General features: G+C 71.5%; 25 protein-coding genes and 1 pseudogene. 8 read left to right on the top strand and 18 right to left on the bottom strand.

Going from position 1 to position 24,694, the window contains the following annotated elements; all coding sequences use genetic code 11:
• Positions 1-317, top strand: a 317-nt coding sequence (locus BUE29_RS22235) for an HNH endonuclease signature motif containing protein (RefSeq protein ID WP_143168277.1), incomplete at its 5' end; no start/stop codon positions are given.
• A 127-nt stretch (positions 318-444) separates the two neighbouring features.
• On the opposite strand, the gene BUE29_RS19865 is transcribed toward BUE29_RS22235, so the two are convergent.
• Positions 445-2,208, bottom strand: coding sequence for a GmrSD restriction endonuclease domain-containing protein (locus BUE29_RS19865; protein WP_073392183.1), 1,764 nt, complete (start codon positions 2,206-2,208; stop codon positions 445-447).
• Positions 2,209-3,030: 822 nt separating this feature from the next.
• Entirely contained in the window at positions 3,031-3,498 is a 468-nt protein-coding gene (locus BUE29_RS19860; RefSeq protein ID WP_073392182.1) for a DUF1905 domain-containing protein, read from the bottom strand.
• A gap of 2 nt (positions 3,499-3,500) precedes the next feature.
• Between BUE29_RS19860 and BUE29_RS19855 the strand changes: the two genes are divergently transcribed.
• The gene (locus BUE29_RS19855; protein ID WP_200800331.1) at positions 3,501-4,397 is read left to right on the top strand and encodes an alpha/beta fold hydrolase; all 897 of its coding nucleotides are present in this window, start codon (positions 3,501-3,503) and stop codon (positions 4,395-4,397) included.
• Positions 4,398-4,487: 90 nt separating this feature from the next.
• Here BUE29_RS19855 and BUE29_RS19850 read toward each other — a convergent pair whose 3' ends face one another.
• Complete coding sequence (locus BUE29_RS19850) at positions 4,488-4,862, bottom strand: PH domain-containing protein (protein ID WP_073392180.1); 375 nt, start codon at positions 4,860-4,862, stop codon at positions 4,488-4,490.
• Positions 4,863-5,277: 415 nt separating this feature from the next.
• On the opposite strand from BUE29_RS19850, the gene BUE29_RS19845 reads away from it, so the two are divergent.
• Positions 5,278-7,371: a hypothetical protein gene (locus BUE29_RS19845; RefSeq protein WP_159440912.1), complete on the top strand. Its 2,094-nt coding sequence runs from the start codon at positions 5,278-5,280 to the stop codon at positions 7,369-7,371.
• A gap of 17 nt (positions 7,372-7,388) precedes the next feature.
• Here BUE29_RS19845 and ggt read toward each other — a convergent pair whose 3' ends face one another.
• The 4 genes from ggt to BUE29_RS19830 all read right to left on the bottom strand — a co-directional run bounded on the left by ggt (position 7,389) and on the right by BUE29_RS19830 (position 10,796).
• Positions 7,389-9,245 carry a gamma-glutamyltransferase gene (ggt, locus tag BUE29_RS19840; RefSeq protein WP_073392219.1) on the bottom strand — a complete coding sequence of 619 codons (1,857 nt, stop codon included), beginning with the start codon at positions 9,243-9,245 and terminating at the stop codon, positions 7,389-7,391.
• 60 nt (positions 9,246-9,305) lie between these two features.
• Positions 9,306-9,428 (bottom strand): hypothetical protein, encoded by a 123-nt coding sequence (locus tag BUE29_RS23460; protein WP_268766592.1) that lies wholly within the window; start codon positions 9,426-9,428, stop codon positions 9,306-9,308.
• A gap of 25 nt (positions 9,429-9,453) precedes the next feature.
• Positions 9,454-9,990 carry a GNAT family N-acetyltransferase gene (locus tag BUE29_RS19835; protein ID WP_073392178.1) on the bottom strand — a complete coding sequence of 179 codons (537 nt, stop codon included), beginning with the start codon at positions 9,988-9,990 and terminating at the stop codon, positions 9,454-9,456.
• A gap of 110 nt (positions 9,991-10,100) precedes the next feature.
• On the bottom strand, positions 10,101-10,796 hold the full coding sequence (locus tag BUE29_RS19830) for a sensor histidine kinase (RefSeq protein WP_073392177.1): 696 nt from the start codon (positions 10,794-10,796) through the stop codon (positions 10,101-10,103).
• A 76-nt stretch (positions 10,797-10,872) separates the two neighbouring features.
• Between BUE29_RS19830 and BUE29_RS23280 the strand changes: the two genes are divergently transcribed.
• A complete protein-coding gene (locus BUE29_RS23280) occupies positions 10,873-11,127 on the top strand; it encodes a DUF6457 domain-containing protein (RefSeq protein ID WP_073392176.1) in 255 nt (84 codons plus the stop codon).
• 6 nt (positions 11,128-11,133) lie between these two features.
• Here the strand turns inward: BUE29_RS23280 and BUE29_RS19820 are convergent, their stop codons facing one another.
• Complete coding sequence (locus BUE29_RS19820) at positions 11,134-12,549, bottom strand: aminotransferase-like domain-containing protein (protein ID WP_073392175.1); 1,416 nt, start codon at positions 12,547-12,549, stop codon at positions 11,134-11,136.
• On the opposite strand from BUE29_RS19820, the gene BUE29_RS19815 reads away from it, so the two are divergent.
• Positions 12,548-13,558 carry a DMT family transporter gene (locus BUE29_RS19815; protein WP_084181497.1) on the top strand — a complete coding sequence of 337 codons (1,011 nt, stop codon included), beginning with the start codon at positions 12,548-12,550 and terminating at the stop codon, positions 13,556-13,558. The genes BUE29_RS19820 and BUE29_RS19815 overlap by 2 nt on opposite strands.
• Here the strand turns inward: BUE29_RS19815 and BUE29_RS19810 are convergent.
• On the bottom strand, positions 13,471-14,460 hold the full coding sequence (locus BUE29_RS19810) for a stage II sporulation protein M (protein WP_073392174.1): 990 nt from the start codon (positions 14,458-14,460) through the stop codon (positions 13,471-13,473). The two genes, BUE29_RS19815 and BUE29_RS19810, sit on opposite strands and share 88 nt — an antisense overlap.
• A gap of 27 nt (positions 14,461-14,487) precedes the next feature.
• Between BUE29_RS19810 and BUE29_RS23275 the strand changes: the two genes are divergently transcribed.
• On the top strand, positions 14,488-15,333 hold the full coding sequence (locus tag BUE29_RS23275; RefSeq protein ID WP_073392173.1) for an RDD family protein: 846 nt from the start codon (positions 14,488-14,490) through the stop codon (positions 15,331-15,333).
• 5 nt (positions 15,334-15,338) lie between these two features.
• Positions 15,339-15,743 (top strand): YchJ family protein, encoded by a 405-nt coding sequence (locus BUE29_RS23270; protein WP_073392218.1) that lies wholly within the window; start codon positions 15,339-15,341, stop codon positions 15,741-15,743.
• A 19-nt stretch (positions 15,744-15,762) separates the two neighbouring features.
• Here BUE29_RS23270 and BUE29_RS19795 read toward each other — a convergent pair whose 3' ends face one another.
• From BUE29_RS19795 to BUE29_RS19755, 9 genes and pseudogenes are all read right to left on the bottom strand, one after another.
• Positions 15,763-16,533 (bottom strand): class I SAM-dependent methyltransferase, encoded by a 771-nt coding sequence (locus BUE29_RS19795; protein WP_084181495.1) that lies wholly within the window; start codon positions 16,531-16,533, stop codon positions 15,763-15,765.
• A gap of 96 nt (positions 16,534-16,629) precedes the next feature.
• Positions 16,630-18,099 (bottom strand): adenosylhomocysteinase, encoded by a 1,470-nt coding sequence (gene ahcY / locus BUE29_RS19790; RefSeq protein WP_073392217.1) that lies wholly within the window; start codon positions 18,097-18,099, stop codon positions 16,630-16,632.
• 213 nt (positions 18,100-18,312) lie between these two features.
• Positions 18,313-18,489, bottom strand: a pseudogene (locus tag BUE29_RS23530) (MerR family transcriptional regulator); the annotation flags it as partial.
• Positions 18,490-18,601: 112 nt separating this feature from the next.
• Positions 18,602-19,723, bottom strand: a complete 1,122-nt coding sequence (gene manA, locus BUE29_RS19780; protein WP_073392216.1) for a mannose-6-phosphate isomerase, class I — start codon at positions 19,721-19,723, stop codon at positions 18,602-18,604.
• A gap of 29 nt (positions 19,724-19,752) precedes the next feature.
• Complete coding sequence (locus BUE29_RS19775; RefSeq protein WP_073392171.1) at positions 19,753-20,682, bottom strand: cation diffusion facilitator family transporter; 930 nt, start codon at positions 20,680-20,682, stop codon at positions 19,753-19,755.
• 63 nt (positions 20,683-20,745) lie between these two features.
• Complete coding sequence (locus BUE29_RS19770; protein WP_073392170.1) at positions 20,746-21,903, bottom strand: SIS domain-containing protein; 1,158 nt, start codon at positions 21,901-21,903, stop codon at positions 20,746-20,748.
• 10 nt (positions 21,904-21,913) lie between these two features.
• The gene (locus BUE29_RS19765) at positions 21,914-22,147 is read right to left on the bottom strand and encodes a Trm112 family protein (RefSeq protein WP_073392169.1); all 234 of its coding nucleotides are present in this window, start codon (positions 22,145-22,147) and stop codon (positions 21,914-21,916) included.
• Between the two features lie 3 nt (positions 22,148-22,150).
• Positions 22,151-23,521, bottom strand: coding sequence for a phosphomannomutase/phosphoglucomutase (locus BUE29_RS19760; protein ID WP_073392168.1), 1,371 nt, complete (start codon positions 23,519-23,521; stop codon positions 22,151-22,153).
• Positions 23,522-23,531: 10 nt separating this feature from the next.
• A complete protein-coding gene (locus BUE29_RS19755) occupies positions 23,532-23,882 on the bottom strand; it encodes a DUF3499 domain-containing protein (protein ID WP_073392167.1) in 351 nt (116 codons plus the stop codon).
• Positions 23,883-24,055: 173 nt separating this feature from the next.
• Between BUE29_RS19755 and BUE29_RS19750 the strand changes: the two genes are divergently transcribed.
• Complete coding sequence (locus BUE29_RS19750) at positions 24,056-24,532, top strand: metallopeptidase family protein (protein WP_073392215.1); 477 nt, start codon at positions 24,056-24,058, stop codon at positions 24,530-24,532.
• The last annotated feature ends 162 nt before the right edge of the window (positions 24,533-24,694 follow it).

Below are 24,694 nucleotides of genomic sequence, written 5' to 3'. Positions count from 1 at the left end.
TCCTGACTCACACCGACACCCGCCGGCTGTTCACCGAGACCCAGCGGCTCGCGATGATCGCCCGCGACGGCGGCTGCACCTTCCCCGGCTGCGACGTCCCCCCGGCCTGGACCCAAGCCCACCACATCACCGACCACGCCCGAGGCGGCCCCACCACCATCGCCAACGGCACCCTCGTCTGCGGCCACCACCACCGCACCCACACCCGACAGGGCTGGCGATCCGTCATGACCGACGGCCGACCCGCCTGGCTCCCCCCACCCTGGCTCGACCCCAAGCAACGACCCCGCACCAACCCCCGCACCCGCCCCGGCTGACAGCCGGAGCGCTGGCCCCATGCCAGCGCGCCCACGGAGATCAACTAGCCGCGCCCGCATAGGGCCAACCGCGAACAACACCGCCGATTAGGCGCAAGGGGAATCGAAAAGCGTCTCTAGGTTTGCGTCAGAACCGCCGCGCCACGTTGATAAGCTCGATACCGGCAACTTCCTTGGTCTGATCGCCAGCTCGAACGTACACTCGCTCGCCGATGCTAGAAACTTCCGCTTGCGCTGGGATGTTGATCAGGATCACGCCCAGACCAAAATAGTCATTAAATGACAGGCCGGCGAGTACGGCCGAACGAAGAGGCTCACTCAATTGACTATTTCCAATCGCGTCGCGAAGTCGCTGAAAGTATGCCTCAGGTGTTTCGCCGAGTTTGACCGCCTCGCGACGAACCCCGACCACGGCCCGCTGGCCGACCATCCGGGGGGTAATTTTGTCCAATTGCTCAATCCGCGAGGCATCCTGAGGCTTGTCCGCAACGCCTAATATTAGGCATCCCGTACGACCAGTTCCATTATTAGCAATCGCACAGATAGTTTCGATGATAGCGGGCAATACTGCGGTGTCCATGCCGCGAGTGTCGTCGAGCCGAAGCAATCCCTGCTTCAATTCAAAATGTGGAGCTTCGACCTCACTCCTGCGAATAGTGTCGTCAATATCCACCGTAGACTGGCGGTCGTAAAGCTCTCGAGCTTGCGCGTCGACAAGGTGAGGGGCAATAAGGCCCTTGATGGTGTTGATGTTCTGCCGGCGTTCTTGAGGTGAAGTCGAGCCTCTACTCGTATCAATTCGCCGGTCAAGATTTCGTAGGGATTCTCTTACCGCGGAGAAATTAGCAATTTGCAAGCCGTCTTGCACAAACAGTTCATGCAAAGCGATGGCGAGCACGGCAAAAACTGCCGGATAAGGATTAGTTGATGATCTAGCGAAGAGTAGATTGCGAAGTTTAATGGATACGCCGTTCTCGGTACAGATCAGCCGGACTTGGTCGACAATATACTTAAACTCGGCAGTGAATTTGTCGCTGCCGTACCCCGCTAGAGCCGATTCTAGCGCCCTGCCTGCTTCAGACCCATCGCGGTAAACCTCGTCCAAAGCGTCTTTCGACCGCGCAATGAGACTTCCAGTGATCACCGAAGCCGCTACATCCGCAATGCACTGCTCGTCCATAGAGTCCCGAAGATCCGTCGACCGGAGGATGCCCTCGTTAACCCAGAAGACTTCTCCAGCCGCGACCGAATAGCCATGGCGCGTCATAGGCAGATCTATGCTTACCTGCGGCATGTCGACTAGGGATAGGATGTCGTCGGATACGTCTCCCCGTATATCACTAGAGAGACTTCTGACCAATCGCGAAAACTGATTTTGGACGCCCGCCTGCCTACGTTCTTGATCGCTTAGGCGATGACCATAGGTATTGATCCTGGAGAAGACTTCATCTATCTCCTCGTCAGTAGCATTTCGCATCACAGATATGGCCATCGAATAATCAAGATAGGTGCCAACTTCACGCGGAGAAAGACGATCCTCATCGGTTCCGACGACATGGAACACACCCTCCGCCGATCTCGTGTTCGCCGTCGGATATTCCGAAACGTTGAAGTAGCGGCCATCGCTGCCCGGGAATGACGTTTCGATAAACGACATCAACGTGTGTAGGCGCTGCAGTCCGTCGATGACCTCGTACCCACCCTGCTCGCGCTCAGCAAGTAGGATGGCGGGGATAGGATACCGCTTCAGAACCGACTCTGTTAGCTTCTGCTTTTCCTCCAGCGTCCAGACTAATTTCCGCTGATAACGCCTGTTCACCCACAGTTGCCCTTCCGAGTACCAGGCGTACAGCGACTGGATGGACTTGGGGCTTGAGTCAAGGTCGGCCACACTAGGAGGCTACGGCATCGATCAGCCCTTCGGTATGGGCATGGCGGTTGGCGGAGCCGCGCGCCCCCGATTGAGCGCTGCCCCGGGTTCCCAGCAGATATCGCCGTCAGGCCGGCCCTCGCGTATGACGGTTGTGTCGAGCGCAGGACACCCGAGCAGGTCCCGATCGCTGGGCACGTAGGGATGGTGGAAAACGCGTCGCGTCGCCCACCGCGACAGGCTCGCCCTCAACCACACTGCCCGTGTGCCTGCCGAACGAACACGCCGCCTTGATTGTCCCCTGTTTACTTGCATGCAAGCGCGACCGCGACATCAGCAAACCGCCGGGGATCGTTCTGCGTGACAACGAATTTGCCGAAGCGCTTACCACATGTGGGCGACTTCGGTGCGTTACTTAATGCGCTAACCGCGAGCTCGTCTATATGGCCGCACAAGAATATATGCCACTCGGCGGCCGCTTTGCTCTCTATCTCTCGGACCGAGTCGCCGCCGAGTCCGCCAATCCGCCGCGGGTTCGCGGAGTGAGCCCGCGGCTCGACCCTTAGCTGTTCACTAGACGCAAATAGGCGTCGACGGTAGACGACAACCTGTTAGTTGCTGCGAATCCGATCGCCGAGGTTGATATCGAGTCCGACGACGACGCAAGGCGTCCCGAGCGTGATCCATCTAGAGCGTCACTCTTCCGCAAGGTCCGGAGTATCGGCTGGCCAACAGGTCACGACCTATAGCACTGGCTACCGAGCTCCGCACACTCGCAGGAAGCGCCGAGCGCGCTGTCGATGGCTCTGGCTCACCCGACCGAGCAGCCGCCCCCGCCTTCCGTCAGCGTCGGGTGCGGCCTTCGCGGAGCAGCTGGAGCGTCTGCTCGACCCGCGACTGCGTCGTCTGCTCGCGTTTGGCCTCGCCGACCCAGGTGGCGAAGCCCTTGCGGTGCGAGGGAGCCAACGCGTCGAAGGCGGCCTGAGCCGCGGGATCTGCGGCGAGCGCGGCGGCCAGGGCCGCGGAGATGTCCACGGTCCTGGGTTGCGCGTCCAGGGCGATGACGACGTCGAGGGTCTGGCCGATCTCGACCCCGAGTTCGGCGCACAACTTCTTGCTGAAGCCGAGCAGGTTCTCGCCGCCCATGCGGCCGACCCGCGCGGGCACCGTGACGCCGTTGGCGGTCACGCGGACGGGCGGGGTCTTCGTGCCGCCGAGGGAGGCGACCTGCTCGTCGGTGAGCACGATCGCGCCGGCCGGTCCGCGCGGGTCGAGGACGGCCTGCAGCCGTAGGGCACCGTCAGCAACCATGCGTGGAGGCTACTGTCGCACCTCCGAAACCACATCGACGCCGACACGGCGCTGGTGGTACAGCTGAAGTCCTACTGATCGAGGCGAGCATGGCAGCGACTCCGCAGGTGCTGTTCGTCCAGGGCGCAGGCGAGGGAACGCACGACGGGTGGGACGCGAAGCTGGTCGCGAGCCTCGCGCGCGAACTGGGAGACGGGTACGAGGTTCGGTACCCGCGGATGCCGCACGAAGCTGATCCGAGCTACGCGCGGTGGAGTGCGGCGATCGCCGAGGAACTTGCAGCGGCCGAGGACGGCGTCATCGTCGTCGGTCACTCGGCCGGCGGGGCGATCCTGGCCGCACAGCTGGCCGACGCTGCGCCCGCGCGACGCATCGGGGCCATCGTCCTGATCGCCGCCCCGTTCGTCGGCGCCGGCGGCTGGCCCGGCGAAGAGTTCACGCTGCCACTCGATCTGGGAGCGAGGTTGCCGCAAGGGGTGCCGGTGCACGTGTTCCACGGCCTCGACGACGACACCGTGCCGCCGACCCATGCCGCGCTCTACTGGCAGGCCGTCCCCGAGGCGCGCCTGCACCTGCTGCCCGGCCGGGATCACCAGCTGAACGACGACCTCAGCGAGATCGCCGTCGTCCTCACCACCACGCGCGCATCCGACGGCGTCACCCGTCCGCAGGCGGACGCACCGATCATGCTGCACGGCTACAAGTCCGACTACGACGATCTCATCCTGGCCAGCCGAGCGGGCGAGCCTGCAGTCGTGTGGGTGCAGGACTTCGGGGACGCCTGCCAAGCCGCGCAGGTGCGCGGCGTCCAGGTCCAGGTGACGCGGGCTTTCTATGCCGACCTGGTCCGCCACGGCGACGCGCCCCACACGCCGCCGTCGATGGTGCGTGTGGTCTGACCCGCGCGGATGATGAGTTTCGGTCCGGACGTCACACACGTCTTGAACTCGATGACGGACAACCCTCGGCCCCTCGGCCAGCAGCGCTGACTACAGCACGTAGGACGCGATCATCTGCCCCAGTTCGACGATGTTGGCCTGGCCCTTGAAATCGAGCTTCACCTTCCCGAGCCCGCTGAACCAGAGCTCGAGCTCGGAGTCGAGGTCGAAGTGGCCCGCCGTCTCGACCGAGAACGCCTGGATCTTGCTGTAGGGCAGAGAGCTGAAGTCGCGCTTCTTTCCTGTCATCCCCTGCACGTTGACGGCGATCAAGCGCTTGTCAGTGAAGACCACGAAGTCACGGATGGTCTTGAAGCTCGCCAGCACTCGCTCGCCGGGCACCAGCAACGGAGCGATCGCATCGAAGATCTCGGCAGGGTCGCACCGTCCCAGCTTGAAGATGGATCCGTTTGTAAAGTCGATCATTGCGTGGATGCTAGGCGTCCTCGACACGTTGCGCGCGTTGACGACGGGAGGCGCAGCACCGGACGGTTCCTCGCCTCGTGCGCTCCCTGCGGCGTCGCCCTGAGCCAGTGGATGCAGGTGCGACGTAGCCTTGCATCGCCTTCGGTCATGTCGTGACCCGGAGCGAGATTCCTGTCGACGATGCGGGTGACGCAATCTCCTCGGCCGACAAGCCGAGGTCGTAGCTCGCGTCGTTCTGACGGCCGGAGCCATATCGACTCGGAGAACCAACCGGCGAGCACCGTGGTTTCGTGTTGCCGAACTCGTCGCGCCGTTCGTAGTCTGCTGCCCCGGCCTCTTCAGGCCGGTCCATGACGAGCACGCAATGCGCCGGGGGGCGGACGACGTGCGGACGCGGCGACGAGCAGCAACGACCTTGACGGTCGTTGCGGTGCTGCTCGCCGGATGCACCGGCGGGAAGGGCGGTGACGCGTCGTCCACGACCTCGCTGTCCCCGCCCACACCAGCTGCCGCGGTGGCGCGCACCGGCGCTACCGCCGTCGGCTCCACCCAGCGGGTCGCCATCGAGCCGACGCGCATCACCGCGTCGCAACGAACCAGCCTGAAGGCAGGCGCGGGGCGAACCGGGACGCTGTACGTCGGCCAGCCGGTCGAGCTGAGCACGCCGGCTCCGATACCTAGGGGCGGGATCCGACTGACGCGCCGCTACGCCACCGCGGTTCCGGCGGGGCTCGCCGCGTCGTTCGTCTACTGGGACACCTCGTTGCGCGGCTGGCATGCCGTGCCCTCGACGCTCTCGGGCAACCGGCGGGTCGTGACCGCCGTCGTGCACCACCTCTCGGTCTGGACCGACGTCGTCGGATCGGTCACCGGCGCCGTGGGAGGCGCGGCGCACGGCGCGCTCGCTGCCGTCCGGCACTTCGGGTCGAAGGCGGCGGACTGGGCGTACTACGAGGTCGGCAAGGTGTTCGACACCCGGGTCGATCCGCCGACGTGCACCTCGACGCCCTCGTGGGTGTCCTCGACGACGTTCATCGACACGGCCCGCAACAACTCGCTGCTGTTCTGCGTCGGCCACGACCCGAAGAATCCGGACCTGCTCGTGGTCAAGGCGCGGGTCAATCGCGGCTTCGCCTTCACCGCGAAGGTCGGCGCCGACCACTCCTGGCAGTACAACTCGACGTCGGGCAGCTCCCCGCTCGCCGATGCCCGCGCCGCGCTCGGCCACCTGGACGACGCGCTGTCACGCACGCTCGACGGACTCTCCCCGCCCGGGCAGGTACTCGTCGGAGCCGGCAAGGAGCTCGACCTCGGCTTCTCCGCGGACCAGGTGCGTAACGCCGATGTGGGCTCGGCCGTGGTCACCTTCGCACCCCCCACCGTCGACCGGTTCCTGATCTCGCTCGTCGGTTCGCTGATCGGCGACGCAATCTCCGACGCCCAGCAGGGCTACACCGCCGGCGCGATCGCACTCGCCGGCTGCTACGACGACGTGCACGACGCGCGTGGCGTCGACGGGTTCGCGCGCGCGGCCCAGACCTGCCTGTCGAGCCTGGACACCAGCGCCGCCAGCGCGCTCGGTAACTACCTGCGGGTAAGGCGCGGTCTGAGCGACCGCGAGGCCGGCCGGCTGGCCGGCCGGCTCGTCGCACGGGTGAGCGTCTACCTGGCCCTGGTGGGGCCGGTCTTCTCGACGATGAACTTCGCCGCCGAGCAGACGCTGCCCGCTTCGGCCCGGACGGTCACCGTGTTCCCGACCATCGAGAAGGTCACCGCCTCGACGCTGCGAACCGCGCAGGTCCCGGCCTACTGCAGGTTGCCGGCACAGCGTCTGGTCGCCGGGCATACGACCAAGGGCCACCCCGGCAGCGGCGACATCGCCGTCACCGGTGCGCTGGTCGGCCGCGCCGACTTCGCCGGGGCCGGCTATCAGCAGATCCTGACCGTGTACGGCTGCAACGCCGGGGGCGTCGGCTGGCCCCAGCAGCTCCTGCTCGTCGGTGCCGGCGGGACGATGCTCGGCCATTACGAGTTGGGCAAGTACGACCGCCAGGAGCACTCCAACCTCACCTCGCTCACCGTCGCGGGCCACTCCGCCGACATCACCTGGGACTCGTACGAGGGCGCCGGCTTCTACGTCGTCCATCACGGTGCGACGGTCCGATACACCGGCGGCACGCTCGTCCTCGACGACGAGGTCGACCGATACACGCCGGCCAAGGTCGTCGACGACATCCTCATGGCCCAGGACGCGAGGAAGCGCAGCACGTTGCGCGACCCGGACGTCGTCACCGACGTCCAGTGGAACGCGCTCGTCCACACCTACCGCGACGACGACTTCCTGCTCGACGATCCGAACGACGATTGCCGTACCGCCGGTGACACCGCCGTGTGCCGGGGGACGTGGTACGACAGGATCACCGCTTCCGACGATCGACCGTTCACCATGACGCTGGTCCGCTCGACCGGCGGGTACGGCTGGAAGCTGGCCGACCTCCGGCTCGACTAGCGCGGGAGAGCCCGCGGTCAGCGGTGGCGGGACGGAACGACGACGCCGGCCGCGGAACCGCCGCGGCGGGTGGGTTCGCCGGCGGCGATGACGCGGCCGTGCGGGCGGAACTCGAGACCGGACGCGACGCCGATCGTGGGCGCGATGGTGATGCTCGGGTCGAGCGGCGAGGTGCTGGTGACGGCGAACTTCTGCCCGTACGACTCGAGCGTCGGCACCGCCGGGTCGGCGAGGAAGGCGGGCTCGACCTGGGTGGTGGCGCTGTTGCGCTGCGAGGCGCGGGGGGCGGCGATGGCGTCCGGGAGCGACAGGCGCAGGTCGATGCGGTTGACCAGGATCTGCAGGACGGTGGTGATGATCGACGCGCCACCCGGCGAGCCGACGGCGAGGAACGGCCGGCCGTGCTGCAGGACGATCGTCGGCGACATCGACGAGCGCGGCCGCTTGCCCGGCGCGGGCAGGTTCGGGTCGGGCGCACTGCCCTGCGTCGGCGCGAAGTTGAAGTCGGTCAGCTCGTTGTTGAGCAGGAAGCCGCGGCCGGGAACGACGATGCCGCTGCCGCCGAGCTCCTCGATGGTGTTGGTGTAGCTGACGACGTTGCCCCACCGGTCGGAGACGACGAGGTGGTTGGTGGAGATGCCGTCGTTGCCGGGCGACGTGTCGGCCCGCCGCGGCGTGCAGCCATTCGCGCCCCGGGTGGGGTCGCCGGGCGCGACCGGGCTGACGCCGGCCTTCGTCGGGTCGATCAGACAGGCCCGCTGCCGGGCGAACGACCGCGACAGCAGGGCCCGTTGCGGCACCGACACGGAGGCGGAGTCGCCGACGTAGCGGTTGCGGTCGGCGAACGCGAGCCGGCTGGCCTCGAGGTAGTCCTGCAGCGCAGCCGTCCGGTCGGTGGGCGAGAGCCGGAAGTTCTGCAGGATGTTCAGCGACTCGCCGACCGTGATGCCGCCGCTCGACGAGGGCCCCATGCCGTACACGTCGTAACCGCGGTAGCCCACGTGCGTCGGCGTCCGGTCGATCGCACGGTAGTCGCGCAGGTCGGCCAGCGTCATCGGCCCGGTGAGGGGCGTGCTGGTCGATCCGGCCGCCACCGGCGGGTGCTGGACGGCGGCGACGACGTCCCGGCCGATCGAGCCGCCGTACAGCGCCGACGTGCCCTGCCGGGCGAGCTGCCGGTACGTGGCCGCGAGGTCGGGGTTGCGCAGCGTCGAGCCGACGGCCGGCAGCCCGCCGCCGGGCAGGAAGAGCTCGGCCGTCGGGGCGAACTGCGCGAACCGGCCGGCGTTCTCGCGGACCTGCTCGCGGAACGTCGCGTCGACGGTGAAGCCCCGCGCGGCGACGTCGATGGCCGGGCGCAGGTCGTCGGCGAGGCCGAAGCGGCCGAAGCGCTGCAGGGCGCGCTGCCACGTCGCAAGGGTGCCCGGGACGCCCACCGACCGGCCGCTGGTGACGGCGGTCGCGAAGCTGTAGGGCTGACCGGTGCTCGGGTCGACGAACATGGTCGACGTGTCGGCGGCCGGCGTCGTCTCCCGCCCGTCGATGGTCGAGACCCGGCGCGTTCGGGCGTCGTAGTAGGTGAAGTAGCCGCCGCCGCCGATGCCCGCGACGAACGGGTCGGTGACGCCGAGAGTGGCCGCCACCGCGACCGCGGCGTCCGCGGCCGTCCCGCCGCGGCGCAGGACGGCCAGCCCCGCCTGGGTCGACTCGAGCGTGTCGGACACGACGGCGCCGCCGGAACCCGTGGCGACGGGCTGCTTGGTCGCCGTCGTGGGCGGCGTCGGGTGGTGCCCCGGGTGGGCGGCGGCCGGCGTGGCGCCGGCGAGCACGAGGACCCCGAGGGCCAGGACGGAGCTGATGCGGCGACCGGGCACGTCCACACCTTCCTGTGGGAACGTTCAGTGCCTCGTTCCTACCACGTCCGGACGAACAGGTCATTCGCCGCGATCGGCGCACCCGCCGAATCGCGCGAGGGCCTCGACCGAGGGGACGACGCAGTACTCGCCGGACAGCGGCTCGACGAAGCGGGCGAAGGCGCAGCGGATGCGGTCGCCCACCCCGGCCACGAGGCGGGCCCGCGGCTCACTCCGCCGGCGGGCGCACCATGTCGAGGAAGCCGCCGACGACCGCCGCGGGGGCGAAGCCGTGGCGGGAGAAGAAGCGGCGGGCGGCGCCGTTGCCCGCCCACACGCGCAGCCGGATCACCCGGCGGCTGCGATCGGCGTCGTCGGCCAGCTCGGCGACGACGTCCCCGCCGATGCCCAGGCCGCGGAACCCGACCCGCACGACGAGGTCGACGAGCTCGATCGTCCCCGCGTCCTCGGCGACGAGGACGTGACCGGCGCGCACCCCGCGCACCAGCAGCAGCTCGTGGGCGGCGTCGGGGTTCTCCAGCCGCCACTGCCGGCGCTGGGTGCGGAACTGCATGTCGACGATGAGGTCGCGCGTGTCCGAGGGCAGCAGCAGCAGGTCGTCGCGCGAGTCGGCGAACAGGTCGCGCAGGAACGCCGTGTCCCGCGCGTCCACGGGCCGGCGCTCGACGGGCAGCGTGAGCAGGGGTCGGCCGGAGCGCGGATCGGTCTCGGTGCCGAGCGCGGGTCGGCGGGTCACCTCGGTCATCGGGAACTCCGGACGGTGGGGACGAGAAACGAATTCTCTTAACACCCACTAAACACGGACGCCACGACGGGAACTTGAGGTCGAGCGGGAAACCGGCCGGAATGCGACGGTCAGAGGTCGACGTCGTACACGAGGTCGCGGATGCGCGCGATGGCGGCGTCGACCGAGCCGATCGCCCGGTCGAGCTCGCGCTGCGCCGGGCCCTGCATCTGCGCGCGCATGCTCCCCAGTCCCATGGTCAACTCGAAGAGCTGCGTGACGACGCCGCTGTGCAGCTCGCGCGCGATGCGGTCGCGATCGGCGACGACGGCCGCCCGGGTGTTGGCCTCGCGCAGCTGGAACTGTGCCGAGCACGCCGCGGCGAGGTCGTCCAGCGTCTCGAGCTCGGTGTCGCTCCAGTGCCGCGGTCGGTGGTCGAGCACGCACAGCGAACCGAACGCGTCGCCGCGGGCGTCGACGAGGGGCATGCCCGCGTAGGCGGCGATGCCGAGCTCGGTGACCGACAGGTTCTCGGCCAGGAAGTCGAGCGTGCCCGCGTCCTCGACGACGAACGGTTCGGCCGTGCGCACCACGTACTGGCAGAAGGAGTAGTCGAGCGAGTTCGTCCGGGCGCGGTCGAGGTCGGCCGGCACCCCGGCCGCGCCGGGCACGACCTGGCAGTCGCGGTTGACCAGGCTGACCATCGCCATCGGTGCATCGAGCACACGGCGCGTCAGCTTCGCCATGGTGTCGAACTCGGCGTCGGCGACCGCGGGCAACGGCGACGTGGCCGGCAGCTCGCCGACCGTCCTCTCGAAGACGCTCACTCCTCGCATAGTGTCAGATTGCGGCACGGACCACCCGTCGTGCGGACGGCCGCCGAACAGAACGGACGCCGTCGTCATGCCCGACCAGCCCGATGTCCTCGACCGCTGGACGGTCGCCCTGGCCGCCGCCCTCGACCTGGGGGACGCCCCCGTCCCCCGCCAGCGACTGCTCGACCTCGCCCGCGACGCGGCACACGGCGTGGCCCGCCCCGCCGCGCCGCTCTCCACGTTCCTCGTCGGTTACGCAGCCGGCCTGCGTGGGGGCGGCGAGGCCGCGCTGGCCGACGCCATCGACACCGCGCTCGGGCTGCTCGCCGAGACCGCCGGCTGAGCCGCGTCAGCCGGCGAGGGCAGCGACCAGCGCGTCGGCCAGGATCGCTGCCCCGCGCGGGAAGCCGGCGGGGTCCGGGCCGGAGAAGTTGAGCCGGACGTAGGGCGCGCTCGGCTCGGCCGGGAACCACTCGTCGCCCGGCCCGAGCAGCAGCCCGCGCCGCTCGCACTCGCCGGCCAGCCGGCCGACGTCGGTCTCCCCCGGCAGCCGGGCCCAGAGGTTGAGGCCGCCGGCGGGCACGTGCTCCACGTCGGCCTGCGGAACGTGCTCGCGCAGACTGCTCAGCAGCAGGTCGCGCCGTTCCCGCAGCTGGTGGCGCAGCCCGCGCAGGTGCGTCGTCCAGCCGGGTTGCGTGACGACGTCGAGCGCGGCGGCCTGCAGCAGGCCGCTGACGTACACCGCGTCGGCGGCGCGCTCGGCGAGGATGCGCTCGCGCGCCGGGCCACGCGCCACCACGGCCGCCACCCGCAGGCCCGGGGCGACGCTCTTGGTGAGCGAGCGCAGGTACACCACGTGCCCGGCGTCGTCGTGGGCGGCGAGCGGTCGCGCCGCGGCGTCGATGCCGAAGTCGTGGGCCCAGTCGTCCTCGACGAGGAACGCGCCGTGCTCGCGGACGACGTCGAGCACCCGGTCGGCGACGTCGGGCGCCCACTGCGCGCCGGTCGGGTTGGCGAAGTTGGGCTGGGCATAGAACACCCGCGCGCCGCTCTCGGCGAACGCGCGCGCGAGCTCGTCGGGGTCGGGCCCGGCGGGGCCGCTGGGCACCGGCACGAGATCGACCCCGACCTGTGCCGCCGCGCGCATCGCGCCCCAGTAGGTCGGTGACTCCACGACGAGCGGCCGGTCGCGCGAGACGAGCGCGCGGAAGATCGAGCTGAGCCCGCTCTGGCTGCCCGGCAGCACGATGACGTCCCCGGGCAGCGGCGGCGTGAGGCCGGCCGGGGTGGCGTCGGCCAGCTCGCGGGCGAACCAGGCCTGCAGCTCGGGCAGGCCCGCCACCGGCGGTCGCAGCAGGCCGGGGTCGGCCCGGGTCGCCCGGGTGAGCGCGGCGCGCACCAACCGCTCGGGCAGCAGCTCGCGGGCCGGGTAGCCCGAGTGCCAGGCGACCACGTCGTCCCCGGCGCTGCGAACGGCCGTCGACATCGGCCGGGCCCGCACCTGCGGCGCTCGCAGCGCCGCCGTCTGCCAGCCGAAGTCGGCGGCCTTCGCCGGGCGCCGGGCGCGGACGAACGTGCCGGCGCCCGGGCGGCTCTCGATGAGCCCTTCACCGGCGAGCACGCGCAGCGCCTGCTGCACCGTGAGCGGGCTGACGCGGTGGCGCTGCACCAGGGCACGCGTGGACGGCAGCCGCGCGCCGGGGGCCGCGACGGCGACGGCCGCGCGGAGCTCGCGCACGATCACTGCACTGCTATCGTTGTCCATGACGCACAACGATAGCGCTATCGCCCCAGGCCGCACGCCGCTACCCCGGCGCAGCGCCGCACTCGGGTGGGGCCTGCTCGGTGTCCTGGCCTTCTCCTTCACGGTCCCGTTCACCCGGGTCGCCGACCGGGCGCTGTCGCCGCTGTTCATCGGCTCGGCCCGCGCCGTCGTCGCCGCGCTCCTCGCCGCCGTCGCCCTCGCCGCGACCCGGCAGCGCCGGCCGGACGCGCGGCAGTGGCGCCGGCTCGGCGTCGTCGCCGGCGGCATCGTCGTCGGCTTCCCGCTGCTCACCTCCTACGCGCTGACCACCGTGCCGGCGAGCCACGGGGCGGTCGTCATCGCGCTGCTGCCGGCGGCGACGGCGACGACCGTCGTCCTGCGCACGGGCGAGCGACCGCCGCCGCTGTTCTGGCTCGTCGCGGCGGCCGGGGCCGCCGCCGCCGTCGCCTTCGCCGCGGCGCGGTCCGGCGGCCTGACCCAGGTCAGCACGGCCGACCTGCTGCTCTTCGGCGCCGTCGTCGCCGCCGCGATCGGGTACGCCGAGGGTGGCCTGCTGGCGCGCGAGCTCGGCGCGTGGCAGACGGTGTCGTGGGCGCTGGTGCTGAGCGCGCCGCTGATGACGACCCTGGCGACGCTCTCGGTCGTCCGGGACCACCCGAGCGCCGGCGGCGCGCAGTGGGCCGCCCTGGCCTACCTCGGCGCGGTCAGCATGTTCCTCGGCTTCTTCGCCTGGTACCGCGGGCTGGCCCTCGGCCCCATGGCGCAGGTGAGCCAGGTGCAGCTGGTGCAGCCGGTGCTCACGCTGTGCTGGGCCGCGCTGCTGCTCGGCGAGCCGCTGACCGGCACCACCCTCCTCGGCGGGGCGGGCGTCGTCGTGTGCGCGGCGCTGGCGGTGCGCGTCCGGCTCGGCGCGCCGGGGCCTCAGCCGACCGGCAGCACGTCGCCCGCGTCCGCGACGTCGCCGGTCGCGCCGGTTCGCTCGGCACGCCGGCCCAGCACGATCACGTAGCCGAGGAAGACGGCCTCGGCGAGCGCCCCGATCGCGATGCGGCCCCAGGTCGGCAGACCCGACGGCGTCACGAAGGCCTCGATCACGCCCGACACGAGCAGCACGCCGGCCAGGCCGACCGCGACGACGGCGCTCACCCGGCCCGCCTCGGCGAGGGCCTGCGCGCGGGGCAGCTCGCCGGGCGCGATCCACGCCCAGCCCGTCCGCAGCCCGACCCCGGCCGCGACGAACACCGCGCTCAGCTCCACCATGCCGTGGGGCAGGATCAGGCCGAAGAAGACGTCGGGCTTGCCCGCGGCGATCATCACGCCGCCGACGACGCCCAGGTTGACCGTGTTCTGCCACAGCACGACCAGCGTGCCGAGCACGCTCACCCCGAGGAACAGACACAGCGCCGCGACGAGCGCGTTGTTCGTCCACACCTGCGCGGCGAACGAGCGCGCCGGGTGCTCGCGGTAGTAGTCGGCGAAGTCGCGCTGGACGAGCTGGCGGACCTCGTCGTCGGGCAGCACCCGGCCGATGCGGTCGGGGTGCGCGCGCAGCCACCACCACATCGCCGCTGTGACGCCGATGCTGCCGAGGGCGGCCCCGACACTCCAGCGCCACGTGCGGTAGAGCGCCACCGGGAAGTCGACGCGCACCCCGCGGGCCACGGCCGACCAGCCGCGCACCCGCGGTGCACCGACGGCGGCGGCGCGGGCACGCGACAGCAGCCGGGACAGCCGGGCGGCGAGCGCCGGGTCCGGCGCCCGCGACTGCACGAGCGCGAGGTGCGTGGCGACCTGCCGGTACAGCGCGACGAGCTCGTCGGCCTCGGCCGCGCTGCACCGGCGCATGCCGGCGAGCACGTCGAGGCGGTCCCACTCCGGGGTGTGCCGCGCGATGAAGGCGTCGAGGTCCACGGTGGTTCCGAAGTCTAGGGTGCTGGCATGACGGCGGGCGTGATCTCCGGCGAGGGGGTTCGGCTCGCCCTGGTGCCTGCGGGCGTCGCCTCGCGCACTCTGGCGGCGGCGATCGACGTGGCGATCCAGGCCGTCGCGTCACTCGTCCTGCTGCTCGTCGACGCCGCGGTCGCGGGATCCGCCGACACCGCCGCGCTCGCCGCGGTGGCCGTGGTCGAGAGCGTCCTCGTGATCGCCGGCTACCCGATCGTGCTCGAGTGGAGCACGCGGGGACGCACCGTCGGCAAGCTCTGCCTCGGGTTGCGCGTGGTCCGCGACGACGGCGGCCCGATCGGCTTCCGGCACGCCCTGGTCCGCGGTCTCGCCTCGCTCGTGCTGGAGAAGCCGGGGTTGCTGTTCCCGTTCGGCACCGTCGCGGGCCTCGTCACGCTCGCGGTGAGCCCGCGCGAGAAGCGCATCGGCGACCTCATGGCGGGCACGGTGGTGCTGGACGAACGGGCGGCGCCGCAGCCGCTCGCGGTGCCCTACGCATGGGTCCCGTACCCGCTGCAGCCCTGGGCCCTGGCGCTCGACCTCACCCGGCTCGACGACGGCCTCGCGCTGCGGCTGCGACAGTTCGTCAGCCGCGCCCACGCCATGAGCTCGCCGGCGCGGATGACGCTCGGCGACGACCTGCTGCGCCGGGTGCTCGCGGTCACCTCGCCCCCGCCGCCGCCCGGCGCGCCGACCGCGGAGCTGCTGGGCACCGTGCTGGCCGAGCGACGGCGCCGGGCCACGCCATCCACCGCGGGCCGGCCCGCTGCCCGGCCGGCACCGGCGGGGCCGGCCGGTCCCCCGCCCGCGCCCGGCGGGCCGTTCGCGCTGCCCCAGTGAGCACGGTGAGCGGGACGCGCGGAGGCGACGTCTGCCTCTGCGGCTCGGGCGGGTCCTACGCCGTCTGCTGCCGCCCGGCCCACGCGGGCGAGCGACCGGCGGCGACGGCCGAGGCGCTCATGCGGTCGCGCTACAGCGCGTTCGCCCGCGGCGACACCGCCTACCTGCTGCGGACGTGGGACGCGTCCACCCGCCCGCGCGAGCTGTCGTTGCCGGCAGGCGTCCGGTGGACCCGGCTGCGGGTGCTCGCCGTCGAGGCGGGCGGGCCCGGCGACGCGACCGGCACGGTCGAGTTCCGGGCGCACTTCCGCCAGGACGGCGAGCCCGACGCGCTGCACGAAAGGAGCACGTTCCGCCGTGACGCACACGGCCACTGGATGTACGTGGCGGCCACGGCACCGGAGGCCTGACGCGCCCGGTGCGCGGCGGTCACAGCGAGGGCGTGCCGGTCTGCTCGGTGCGCGGCGGGGTGACCCGCCCCTTGTCGAAGACGATGATGCTGTCGTAGACGTGCATGCCGCGGATGGTGCGGGTGTACTCGTCCACGTCGAAGGCGTCCTTGTCGTGGGAGTGCCACGCGTTCACCTGGTCGACGAGCTTCTTCGCGTACTCGATGAAGGTGCCCTCGCGCCGGTAACCACCGCCGTAGGACGGCCAGTAGCTGGTGTGCAGGTCCTCGATGAGGAAGACACCGCCGTCGGCCATCGCGGGCCAGATCTCCTCGAAGGTGTTGATCTGCTGCGCCATGGTGTGGCCGCCGTCCTCGACGACGACGTCGATGGGGCCGAAGCGCGCGGCGAGCGAACGCAGGAACTCGCGGTCCTCCTGGTCGCCGATGACGATCTCGATCTGGTCCTCGGCGAACTTTGCGCATCGCTGATCGATGTCGACGCCGATGATGCGGGCCTGGGGACCGAAGTAGTCCTTCCACATCTGCACCGAGCCGCCGTGCTGCACACCGAACTCGATCACCGTCACCGGCTTGCCCCGGAACGAGGAGAAGTGGCGGTCGTAGATCTCGAAGAAGTGCAGCCACTTGTAGATCAGCCGGCCCTGGTTGGCGCGGAAGTAGGCCTCGAGCGGGTTGCCCTTCACGTGCCGGCGGGCCCACTCCGCCCGTTGCGTCGCGTACGTGACGGCAGCCTTGCGTTTCGCGCGCCCCGCCACCCGGCGTCCCCGGCGCACCCACTGATCGGTCATCGCGACAACTTAGCAACCGCACGAGAACGGCGGGCCCACCGTCGCCGTCGGCTGGTAGCCGAAGGCGACAGCGGGCCCGCCGGTCGCAGTCCGCTCCTAGTAGCGGTAGTGGTCGCTCTTGTAGGGGCCGGCGACGTCGACGCCGATGTACTCGGCCTGCTCCTTGGACAGGGTCGTCAGCTTGGCGCCGACGGCGTCGAGGTGCAGCCGGGCGACCTTCTCGTCCAGGTGCTTCGGCAGCGTCGTCACCGTGGGCTTGCCGTCGACGACGTAGGCCTCGGGGTTCTTGTGGATCTCGATCTGCGCGATGGTCTGGTTCGCGAACGACGCGCTCATCACGAAGCTCGGGTGACCGGTGGCGTTGCCCAGGTTCAGCAGCCGGCCCTCGGACAGCACGATGATCTTCTTGCCGTCGGCGAAGGTCCACTCGTGCACCTGCGGCTTGACCTCGGTCTTGACGACGCCCGGCACCTTGGCGAGGCCGGCCATGTCGATCTCGTTGTCGAAGTGGCCGATGTTGCCCACGATCGCCTGGTGCTTCATGGCCTGCATGTGGTCGGCCATGATGATGTCCTTGTTGCCCGTCGTCGTGACGAAGATGTCGGCCTTGCCCACGACGTCGTCGAGCGTGACGACCTCGAGGCCGTCCATCGCCGCCTGCAGCGCGCAGATCGGGTCGACCTCGGTGACGACGACGCGCGCACCCTGGCCGCGCAGCGACTCGACCGAGCCCTTGCCGACGTCGCCGTAGCCGCAGACGACGGCGAGCTTGCCGGCGATCATCACGTCGGTGCCGCGGTTGATGCCGTCGATGAGCGAGTGGCGGCAGCCGTACTTGTTGTCGAACTTGCTCTTGGTCACCGAGTCGTTCACGTTGATGGCCGGGAAGAGCAGCGTGCCCGCGCGCTCGAACTCGTAGAGCCGGTGGACGCCGGTGGTGGTCTCCTCGGTGACGCCGATGATGTTGGCGCCCATGCGGGTGTAGCGACCCTGGTGGTCGACGATCGAGCGGCGCAGCAGGTTGAGGATGACCTGGTACTCCTCGGAGTCGGTGTCCTCGGCCTGCGGCACGACGCCGCCGGTCTCGTACTCGGTGCCCATGTGGATCAGCAGCGTGGCGTCGCCGCCGTCGTCGACGATGGAGTCGGGGCCGGAGCCGTCGGGCCAGGTGAGCATCTGCTCGGTGCACCACCAGTACTCCTCCAGCGTCTCGCCCTTCCAGGCGAAGACCGGGATGCCCTGGGGGTTGTCCGGGGTGCCGTTCGGGCCGACGACGGTCGCGGCGGCGGCGTGGTCCTGGGTGGAGAAGATGTTGCAGCTGACCCAGCGGACGTCGGCGCCGAGCGCGACGAGGGTCTCGGCGAGCACGGCGGTCTGCACGGTCATGTGCAGCGAGCCGGCGATCTTCTTGCCCTTCAGCGGCTGCGCGCCACCGAACTCCTTGCGCAGGGCCATCAGGCCCGGCATCTCGTGCTCGGCGAGCTCGATCTCCTTGCGGCCGAAGGCAGCCAGGCCGAGGTCGGCGACCTTGAAGTCGGAAACGCTGCCGGCGGAGTCCGGCGTCAGGGTGACGGTACTGGCGGTCACATGCTCTCCTTCTGGATCGGGGTGGAGCGGGGGAACGATGGCGGGGTGGCCATCGGTGTCGACGGCGAGGCGCCGGAAGATGCCTGCGCCCGGCGGTGCTGCGGAGCGATGGATCGGCCCGAACCACTCGTCGACGGCCCGGGCGAGCCGCGGATCGGTACGCATCCGCAGCTCGAACACGACCTCGGTGATGCCCAGGTCGTGCTCGTCGAGTAGCTCCCGCAACCGTTGCAGGCGCTCGATCTGACGCGGCCCGTAGTGCCGATGACCCCCCGGGGTGCGCAGGGCGGCGACGAGACCGGCCTGCTCCAGGTAACGCAGCATGCGTTGCGACCAACCGGTCGCCGCCGCAGCCTGCGTGATCGTCATGGACTGCATCGGCAACAACTTACCACGGTCGTGTCAGATTTTGCCGAACGCGCCGGGCGTCGTCCTCAGCCCGTTGCCGGGTCGGGGTCGGGGGTGCGGTGGTCGGCCGCGATCAGGCGCGTGCGCCCGCGACGAACACCAGCCCGTCGCCGTCGAGTCGCGGCGAGCTGTGATCGGCCCGGACGAAGGCCGCGTGCCCCGGCGCGAGCTCGACGTCGCCGACGCTGGCCCGGCCCTCGACGCACAGCACGATGAGCGGGCCGGCGTCCTCGACGGTCACCGGCCCGTCCAGCGGCAACCGGGTCAGCCGGAAGTCGCGCACGGCGACGTCGAAGGTGCCGTCGCGCGAGGGCAGTCGGGGATCGGCCAGCGCCGAGAAGTCGGTGATCGCGAGCAGCTCTGCGACGTCGATGTGCTTCGGCGTCAACCCGCAGCGCAGCACGTTGTCGCTGTTGGCCATGATCTCGATGCCGGTGCCGCGCAGGTAGGCGTGGACGTTGCCGGCGCCCAGGTAGATCGCCTCGCCCGGCGCCAGGACGACGTGGTTGAGCAGCAGCGCCAGCACCACGCCGACGTCGCCGGGGAAGTCGGCCGCCGCCAGCCGGACCCCGCGCAGCTCGTCGCCACCGTGGTCCGCCACCCGGGCCGCGAGCGCGGTGGCGAGCGGGCCGGGGTCGGGATGGGTGAGGATCGCGGTGAAGGCCGCCCGCAGCGGGTCCTCGCCGCGCAGCAGCTCGCCGAGGAAGTCGAGCTCCGGGACGTCGAGGTCGGCCAGCAGCTGCGCCGTCCGCTCCGGCGGGCGGAAGCCGCACAGCGCCTCGAACGGCGTCAGCGCGCAGATGAGCTCGGGCTTGTGGTTGGCGTCGCGGTAGTTGCGGTTCGGCGCGTCGCGCGGCACACCGGCGTCGTCCTCGGCCGCGAAGCCGGCGCGGGCCTCGTCCAGTGTGGGATGGACCTGGATCGACAGCGCGGTGTCCGCCGCCAGCACCTTGAGCAGGAACGGCAGCCGCGGCCCGAACCGACCGAGGACGCCCTGCCCGAGCGCGCCGAGCGGGTCGCCGTCGATGACGTCGACGAGGGTGGCGCCGGCGAGGGTCGGCGACGGGTCGTCGGGGTGCGCCCCGAACCAGAGCTCCGCCGCGGGGCGGCCGTCGGGCTCGCGGCCGAGCAGCCGGGGAATGGCGGTGCGCGACCCCCACTCGTAGCGGCGGACGACGCCGTCGAGCGCGATCACGCCGATGGTGCCGACGGTCCCGTCGGCGGTCACGGCGCCACCGCCGAGCGGTCGAGGTCCGGTTCGAGGTAGATCACCCGGGCCGACGGGACGGCCGCGCGCACCCGCTCCTCGGCGGCGTCGATCGCGGCGGCGACGTCGGGCAGGCCCGCGCCCGCGGGCATGGCGAGCTTGGCGCCGACGAGCAGCTCGTCGGGCCCCAGGTGCATGGTGCGCAGGTGGATCACCCGCTCGACGCCGCTGCCGGGGTCGCCGACGAGGGACTGCTCGATGGCGCGCACCTGCACCGGGGCCGCGGACTCCCCCAGCAGCAGGCTCTTGGTCTCGATCACCAGGATCACCGCCACGGTGACCAGCAGCACGCCGATCGCGCACGTGCCGATGCCGTCCCACACCGGTTCGTCGGCGGCGGTGGCGATGCCGACGCCCAGCAGGGCGAGCACGAGACCGGTGAGCGCCGCGACGTCCTCGAGCAGGACGACCGGCAGCTCCGGGTTCTTGGCGTGCCGGATGAAGCCGAACCAGCTGTCGTCGCCCTTGAGGTGCGTGGACTCCTTGATCGCCGTGCGCAGCGAGAACGACTCCAGCGCGATCGCGGCGAGCAGGACGATCACCGCGACCAGCGGCGACTCCAACTCGTGCGGGTGCCGGATCTTCTCCACGCCCTCGTAGATCGCGAACAGGCCGCCGGCGGAGAAGAGCATGAGGGCGACGAGGAAGCCGTAGACGTAGCGGTCGCGCCCGTAGCCGAACGGGTGCTCGGCGTCGGCGCGACGACGTGCCTGCTGCTTGCCGCGCAGCAGCAGCCCCTGGTTGCCCGAGTCGACCACCGAGTGCACGCCCTCGGCGAGCATCGACGACGACCCGGTGATCGCGAACGCGACGAACTTGATGACGGCGATGCCGAGGTTGGCCCCCAGCGCCGCGACGATGGCCTTCGATCCGCCTGACGCACTCATGGCCTGCCGGGATCCCTTTCGTCGGTGGTCGAGTCGGTCGGACGGTGCGAGTCGGTGGACGAGTCAGTGGGCCAGCTCGGCCGGGCCGCGGGCACCGGGGTCGAGGCCGTGGCCGAGGGCGAGGTAGGCGGCGGTGAAGTCGCCGAACGCGACCGCCGCGGCGAAGCGGGCGACCGGGTCGCCGCCGGGCACGTCGACGCGGGACGAGCGCAGGCCGAGCCGGCCGGCGAGCTCGTGCAGGGCGGCCGCGGCGCGCCGGGCCGCGACCTCGTCGAGCTGGATCTGGGCGTCGGACCGCTCGCCGAGCAGCGGGTCGTCGGCCGCGCCGTCGTCACCGACCACGAGCAGGCGGGGCCGGAGTGCCACCGGCTCGTCGACGCGGTCTCGGAACAGGTCGTCGGCGCTCGCGGCGCTGCCGCTCCCGGCGCCGCGCAGCAGGGCACCGGCGCGCCCGACGCCGTCGGGCAACGTCACCGACACCGCGGGGCTGCCGGCGAGCTGTTGCAGCGTGTCGGCGACGACGCGCGCGGCCACGCCCGCGACGGCTCCCGCCCCGGCGATCAGGGGCACGGACTGCGCGAGCTCGGCGGCGAGCGCCTTGGCGGGGTTGGTGAAGGCGTCCCCGTCGGGGCGGCACGCCTCGGCCTGCCCGTCGAGCGCCTCGGCGATCTCGACCAGGACGGCCTGCGGCACGCTCGCGGCCCCGAGGACGTCCAGCGCCTGCAGCAGCGGCACCAGTACCGACCACCGGGCGGCGCGCGGGTGCAGGTCGCGGGGCAGCTCGGCCACCGGCGCGCGCCCGGCCGCCACGGCGACCCGACTCCCCGGTGGCGCGACGACGGCCATCGACAGGCCGCGTTGCACGCCCTGCGCGGCGAGCTCGGCGAGGCGGGGGTGTCGGCCGTCGGCCGACCCGACGAGCAGCGCGTCGGTGGCGCCGGCCCAGCGGGGCAGCTCCACGCCGTCCCAGCTCAGCGCCGGGGCGCGACTGCCGCTGAGCCGCCCGAGCAATCGGGCCGCGCCGGGCGCGCCGTCGACCGCGATGAGCAGGGCGCGCGGCGGCCCGGCGCCGGCGAGGCGGTCCACGCCGAACTCGCCCACGGTCTCGATCGCGCGGCGCACCTGCGCACCGGCCGTCGCCAGCGCCCAGAGCAGCCGGCTCTCGTCGTGCCGGCGCAGCTGCGCGGGCTCGTCGAGCAGGGCCTCGTCGAAGGGGCTCACGATCTCGGGCTCAGCCGTCCGCTGCCGGGCCTGCTGCCGGGCCGGGCGCCGGCACGCCGATGCCGTTCGGCCCGGGCGTGGCCTCGTCGAGCAGCAGCACCGGGATGCCGTCGTCGACGGGGAAGCTCGACGCGCAGGAGGTGCACACGAGCACGTCGGCGCCGTCGCGGGTGTCCTCGCGCAGCGGCGCGTGGTCGTCGCTCGGGCAGGCGAGCAGACCGAGGAGGTCGGCGTCGAGAGCCATCGCCTAACCCCGGATCGCGGCGAGGGCCTCGTCGCGCACCGTGGCCATGGCGTCGTGCGTCGGCCCCTCGACGTTCAGCCGCAGCAGCGGCTCGGTGTTGGACGCGCGCACGTTGAACCACGTGCCGTCGGGCAGTTCGACGGTGAGGCCGTCGAGCTCGTCGATGCTGGCCGCGCGCTCGGCGAAGGCCGCGCGCACCGCCTCGACCCGGCCGGCCTGGTCGTCCACCGTCGAGTTGATCTCCCCCGACGCGACGTAGCGGGAGAACTCGGCGGTGAGGTCGGCGAGCGAGCGGTCCTGCTCGCCGAGCGCGGCGAGGACGTGCATCGCAGCCAGCATGCCGGTGTCGGCGAACCAGAAGTCGCGGAAGTAGTAGTGCGCGGAGTGCTCGCCGCCGAAGACGGCGCCGGCCTTGGCCATCTCGCCCTTGATGAACGAGTGCCCCACCCGGGTGCGGATCGGCTCGCCGCCGTGCTCGCGGACGATCTCGGGGACGGCGTGCGAGGTGATCAGGTTGTGGATCACCGGGCTGCCCGGCGACTTGGCGAGCTCCCGGGTCGCGACCAGCGCGGTGATGGCACTCGGCGAGACGGGTTCGCCGGCGGCGTCGACGACGAAGCAGCGGTCGGCGTCGCCGTCGAAGGCGATGCCGATGTCGGCGCGCTCGGCGACGACGCGCTGCTGCAGGTCGACGATGTTCGACGGCTCCAGCGGGTTGGCCTCGTGATTGGGGAACGAGCCGTCCAGCTCGAAGTACAGCGGGACGATCGTGAGCGGCAACGCGGGCAGCACGCTGTCGCCGAGGACGGCGGGCGCGGTGTAGCCGCCCATGCCGTTGCCGGCGTCGACGACGACGGTGAGCGGGCGGATGCCCGACAGGTCGACCAGGCCACGCAGGTGCTCGGCGTAGGCGGTGAGGAGGTCGACCTGCTCGCTCTCGGCGGTGGTCGCCCCGGTCTCGGGGATGCCCTCGTCGAGGTAGCGGCCGGCGAGGTCGCGGATGTCGGCGAGGCCGCTGTCCTGCCCGATCGCGACGGCGTTCGCCCGGCACATCTTGATGCCGTTGTACTGCGCCGGGTTGTGGCTCGCGGTGAACATCGCGCCCGGCAGCCCGAGGTGCCCGGAGGCGAAGTAGAGCATGTCCGTGGACGCGAGCCCGCCCTCGACGACCGAGGCGCCGCGCAGCATGGCGCCCTCGGCGAACGCCCGGGCCAGCCCGGGGCCGGATTCGCGCATGTCGTGCGACGTCACGATCCGCTCGGCGCCGACGACGTCGACGAACGCCGCGCCGATGGCGCGCGCGATCGACTCGTCGAGCTGATCGGGGACGATGCCGCGTACGTCGTAGGCCTTGACCAGTGCCGAGAGATCCACGCCCCGAAGCCTAGTGGGGCGGGGGCACCACCCGCAGGTGCCCGCGGCGACCGGTCGCGGCGTCGCCGTCACCGGCACGGGGGGCGACCTCGGTGCGGGCGGCCTCGCGCACCGCGTCGGCGAGCGCCTCGAGGTCGTCGGCGTGCGGGATCGGCGCGGGGAACTCCCCCACGTGGCGCATGACCTCCCAGCCGCGCGGGACGGTGAGTCGGACCGCGTGCTCCTCGCACAGGTCGTAGGAGTGCGGCTCCTGGTAGGTGGCCAGCGGGCCGACCACCGCGGTCAGGTCGGCGTAGGCGTAGGTGAGGGTCGCCACCGCCGCCCTCGGGCAGCCGGTGCGCGTGCAGCGTCGCGGGGTCATCGCCTCGCTCCGGATCGCCGCTGCGCGCGGCCCCCCACCCCGCGGCTTGCGCCCGGCAGCCCCCGTCGTCGCGTCACAGCATCGGACGATAGCCCGGCGGGGGCCGCGCACCCGGCAACGCCGCCCTTCGCGTCGCCGTGTCGCGCCGGGAGCGGCTGCGTACGCTGAACTCCGTGCGCAGCGACAGCCGCGAGTCCCGCCGAGGCGGGCGTCGCGTCCGCCCCGCCCGGCGACGCGACCGGCGCGGCCGCGGCCTGCGCGGCCAGCTCGCGCCGACCGGTGTCCCGCTGCACCGCACGCGCAGCGAGTCCTTCGACGACCTGGTCATGGCCGCGGTCGACGAGCTCGACGACCACTGGGCCGCCGAGATCGCCGGCCTCGAGTTCGCGGTCGAGGACGTGCCGCCCGAGACCACGGCGCGGCTCGATCTGGGCCCCGAGGCGGTCACCGACCGCGGGGTGGTGCTCGGCCGGCTGTTCCGCGAGGGGTTGCCCGAGATCGCGCAGCCGGTGATCGTCGTCTACCGGCGGCCGGTCGAGGCGCGGGCGACCGACCGGGAGGACTGCGCGGACCTCGTCTTCATGGTCGTCGTCGACCTGGTCGCCGAGTACCTCGGCCGCGACATCGACGAGCTGGACCCGCCGACCTGAGCTCGTCCTGCGTGATCGAGGGACGTAGCGGCCGCCCTGACGACCACGACGTCCTCTCGATCACGGGGATGGGACGGCGAAGGGGCCACCCCGCCCCCGCGGGATGGCCCCTCCTTCGATGCCGCCGGCGCCGCGTCCCCACGCGTGGCCGGCACCTCGATC

This window comes from Jatrophihabitans endophyticus, assembly GCF_900129455.1.
Classification (GTDB): Bacteria; Actinomycetota; Actinomycetes; order Mycobacteriales; family Jatrophihabitantaceae; genus Jatrophihabitans; species Jatrophihabitans endophyticus.
Note: the sequence above shows the minus strand (reverse complement) of the source record. Positions and strands in the feature narration are given on the sequence as shown.

Excerpts from the sequence above, each read along its gene's own strand:
- BUE29_RS19860 (WP_073392182.1), bottom strand. The coding sequence starts at position 3,498 with ATGGTTGCTGACGGTGCCCTACGGCTGCAGGCCGTCCTCGACCCGCGC.
- BUE29_RS19850 (WP_073392180.1), bottom strand. The coding sequence starts at position 4,862 with ATGATCGACTTTACAAACGGATCCATCTTCAAGCTGGGACGGTGCGAC.
- BUE29_RS19835 (WP_073392178.1), bottom strand. The coding sequence starts at position 9,990 with ATGACCGAGGTGACCCGCCGACCCGCGCTCGGCACCGAGACCGATCCG.
- BUE29_RS23280 (WP_073392176.1), top strand. The coding sequence starts at position 10,873 with ATGCCCGACCAGCCCGATGTCCTCGACCGCTGGACGGTCGCCCTGGCC.
- BUE29_RS19815 (WP_084181497.1), top strand. The coding sequence starts at position 12,548 with ATGACGCACAACGATAGCGCTATCGCCCCAGGCCGCACGCCGCTACCC.
- BUE29_RS19820 (WP_073392175.1), bottom strand. The coding sequence starts at position 12,549 with ATGGACAACGATAGCAGTGCAGTGATCGTGCGCGAGCTCCGCGCGGCC.
- BUE29_RS23275 (WP_073392173.1), top strand. The coding sequence starts at position 14,488 with ATGACGGCGGGCGTGATCTCCGGCGAGGGGGTTCGGCTCGCCCTGGTG.
- BUE29_RS19795 (WP_084181495.1), bottom strand. The coding sequence starts at position 16,533 with ATGACCGATCAGTGGGTGCGCCGGGGACGCCGGGTGGCGGGGCGCGCG.
- BUE29_RS19775 (WP_073392171.1), bottom strand. The coding sequence starts at position 20,682 with ATGAGTGCGTCAGGCGGATCGAAGGCCATCGTCGCGGCGCTGGGGGCC.
- BUE29_RS19765 (WP_073392169.1), bottom strand. The coding sequence starts at position 22,147 with ATGGCTCTCGACGCCGACCTCCTCGGTCTGCTCGCCTGCCCGAGCGAC.
- BUE29_RS19755 (WP_073392167.1), bottom strand. The coding sequence starts at position 23,882 with ATGACCCCGCGACGCTGCACGCGCACCGGCTGCCCGAGGGCGGCGGTG.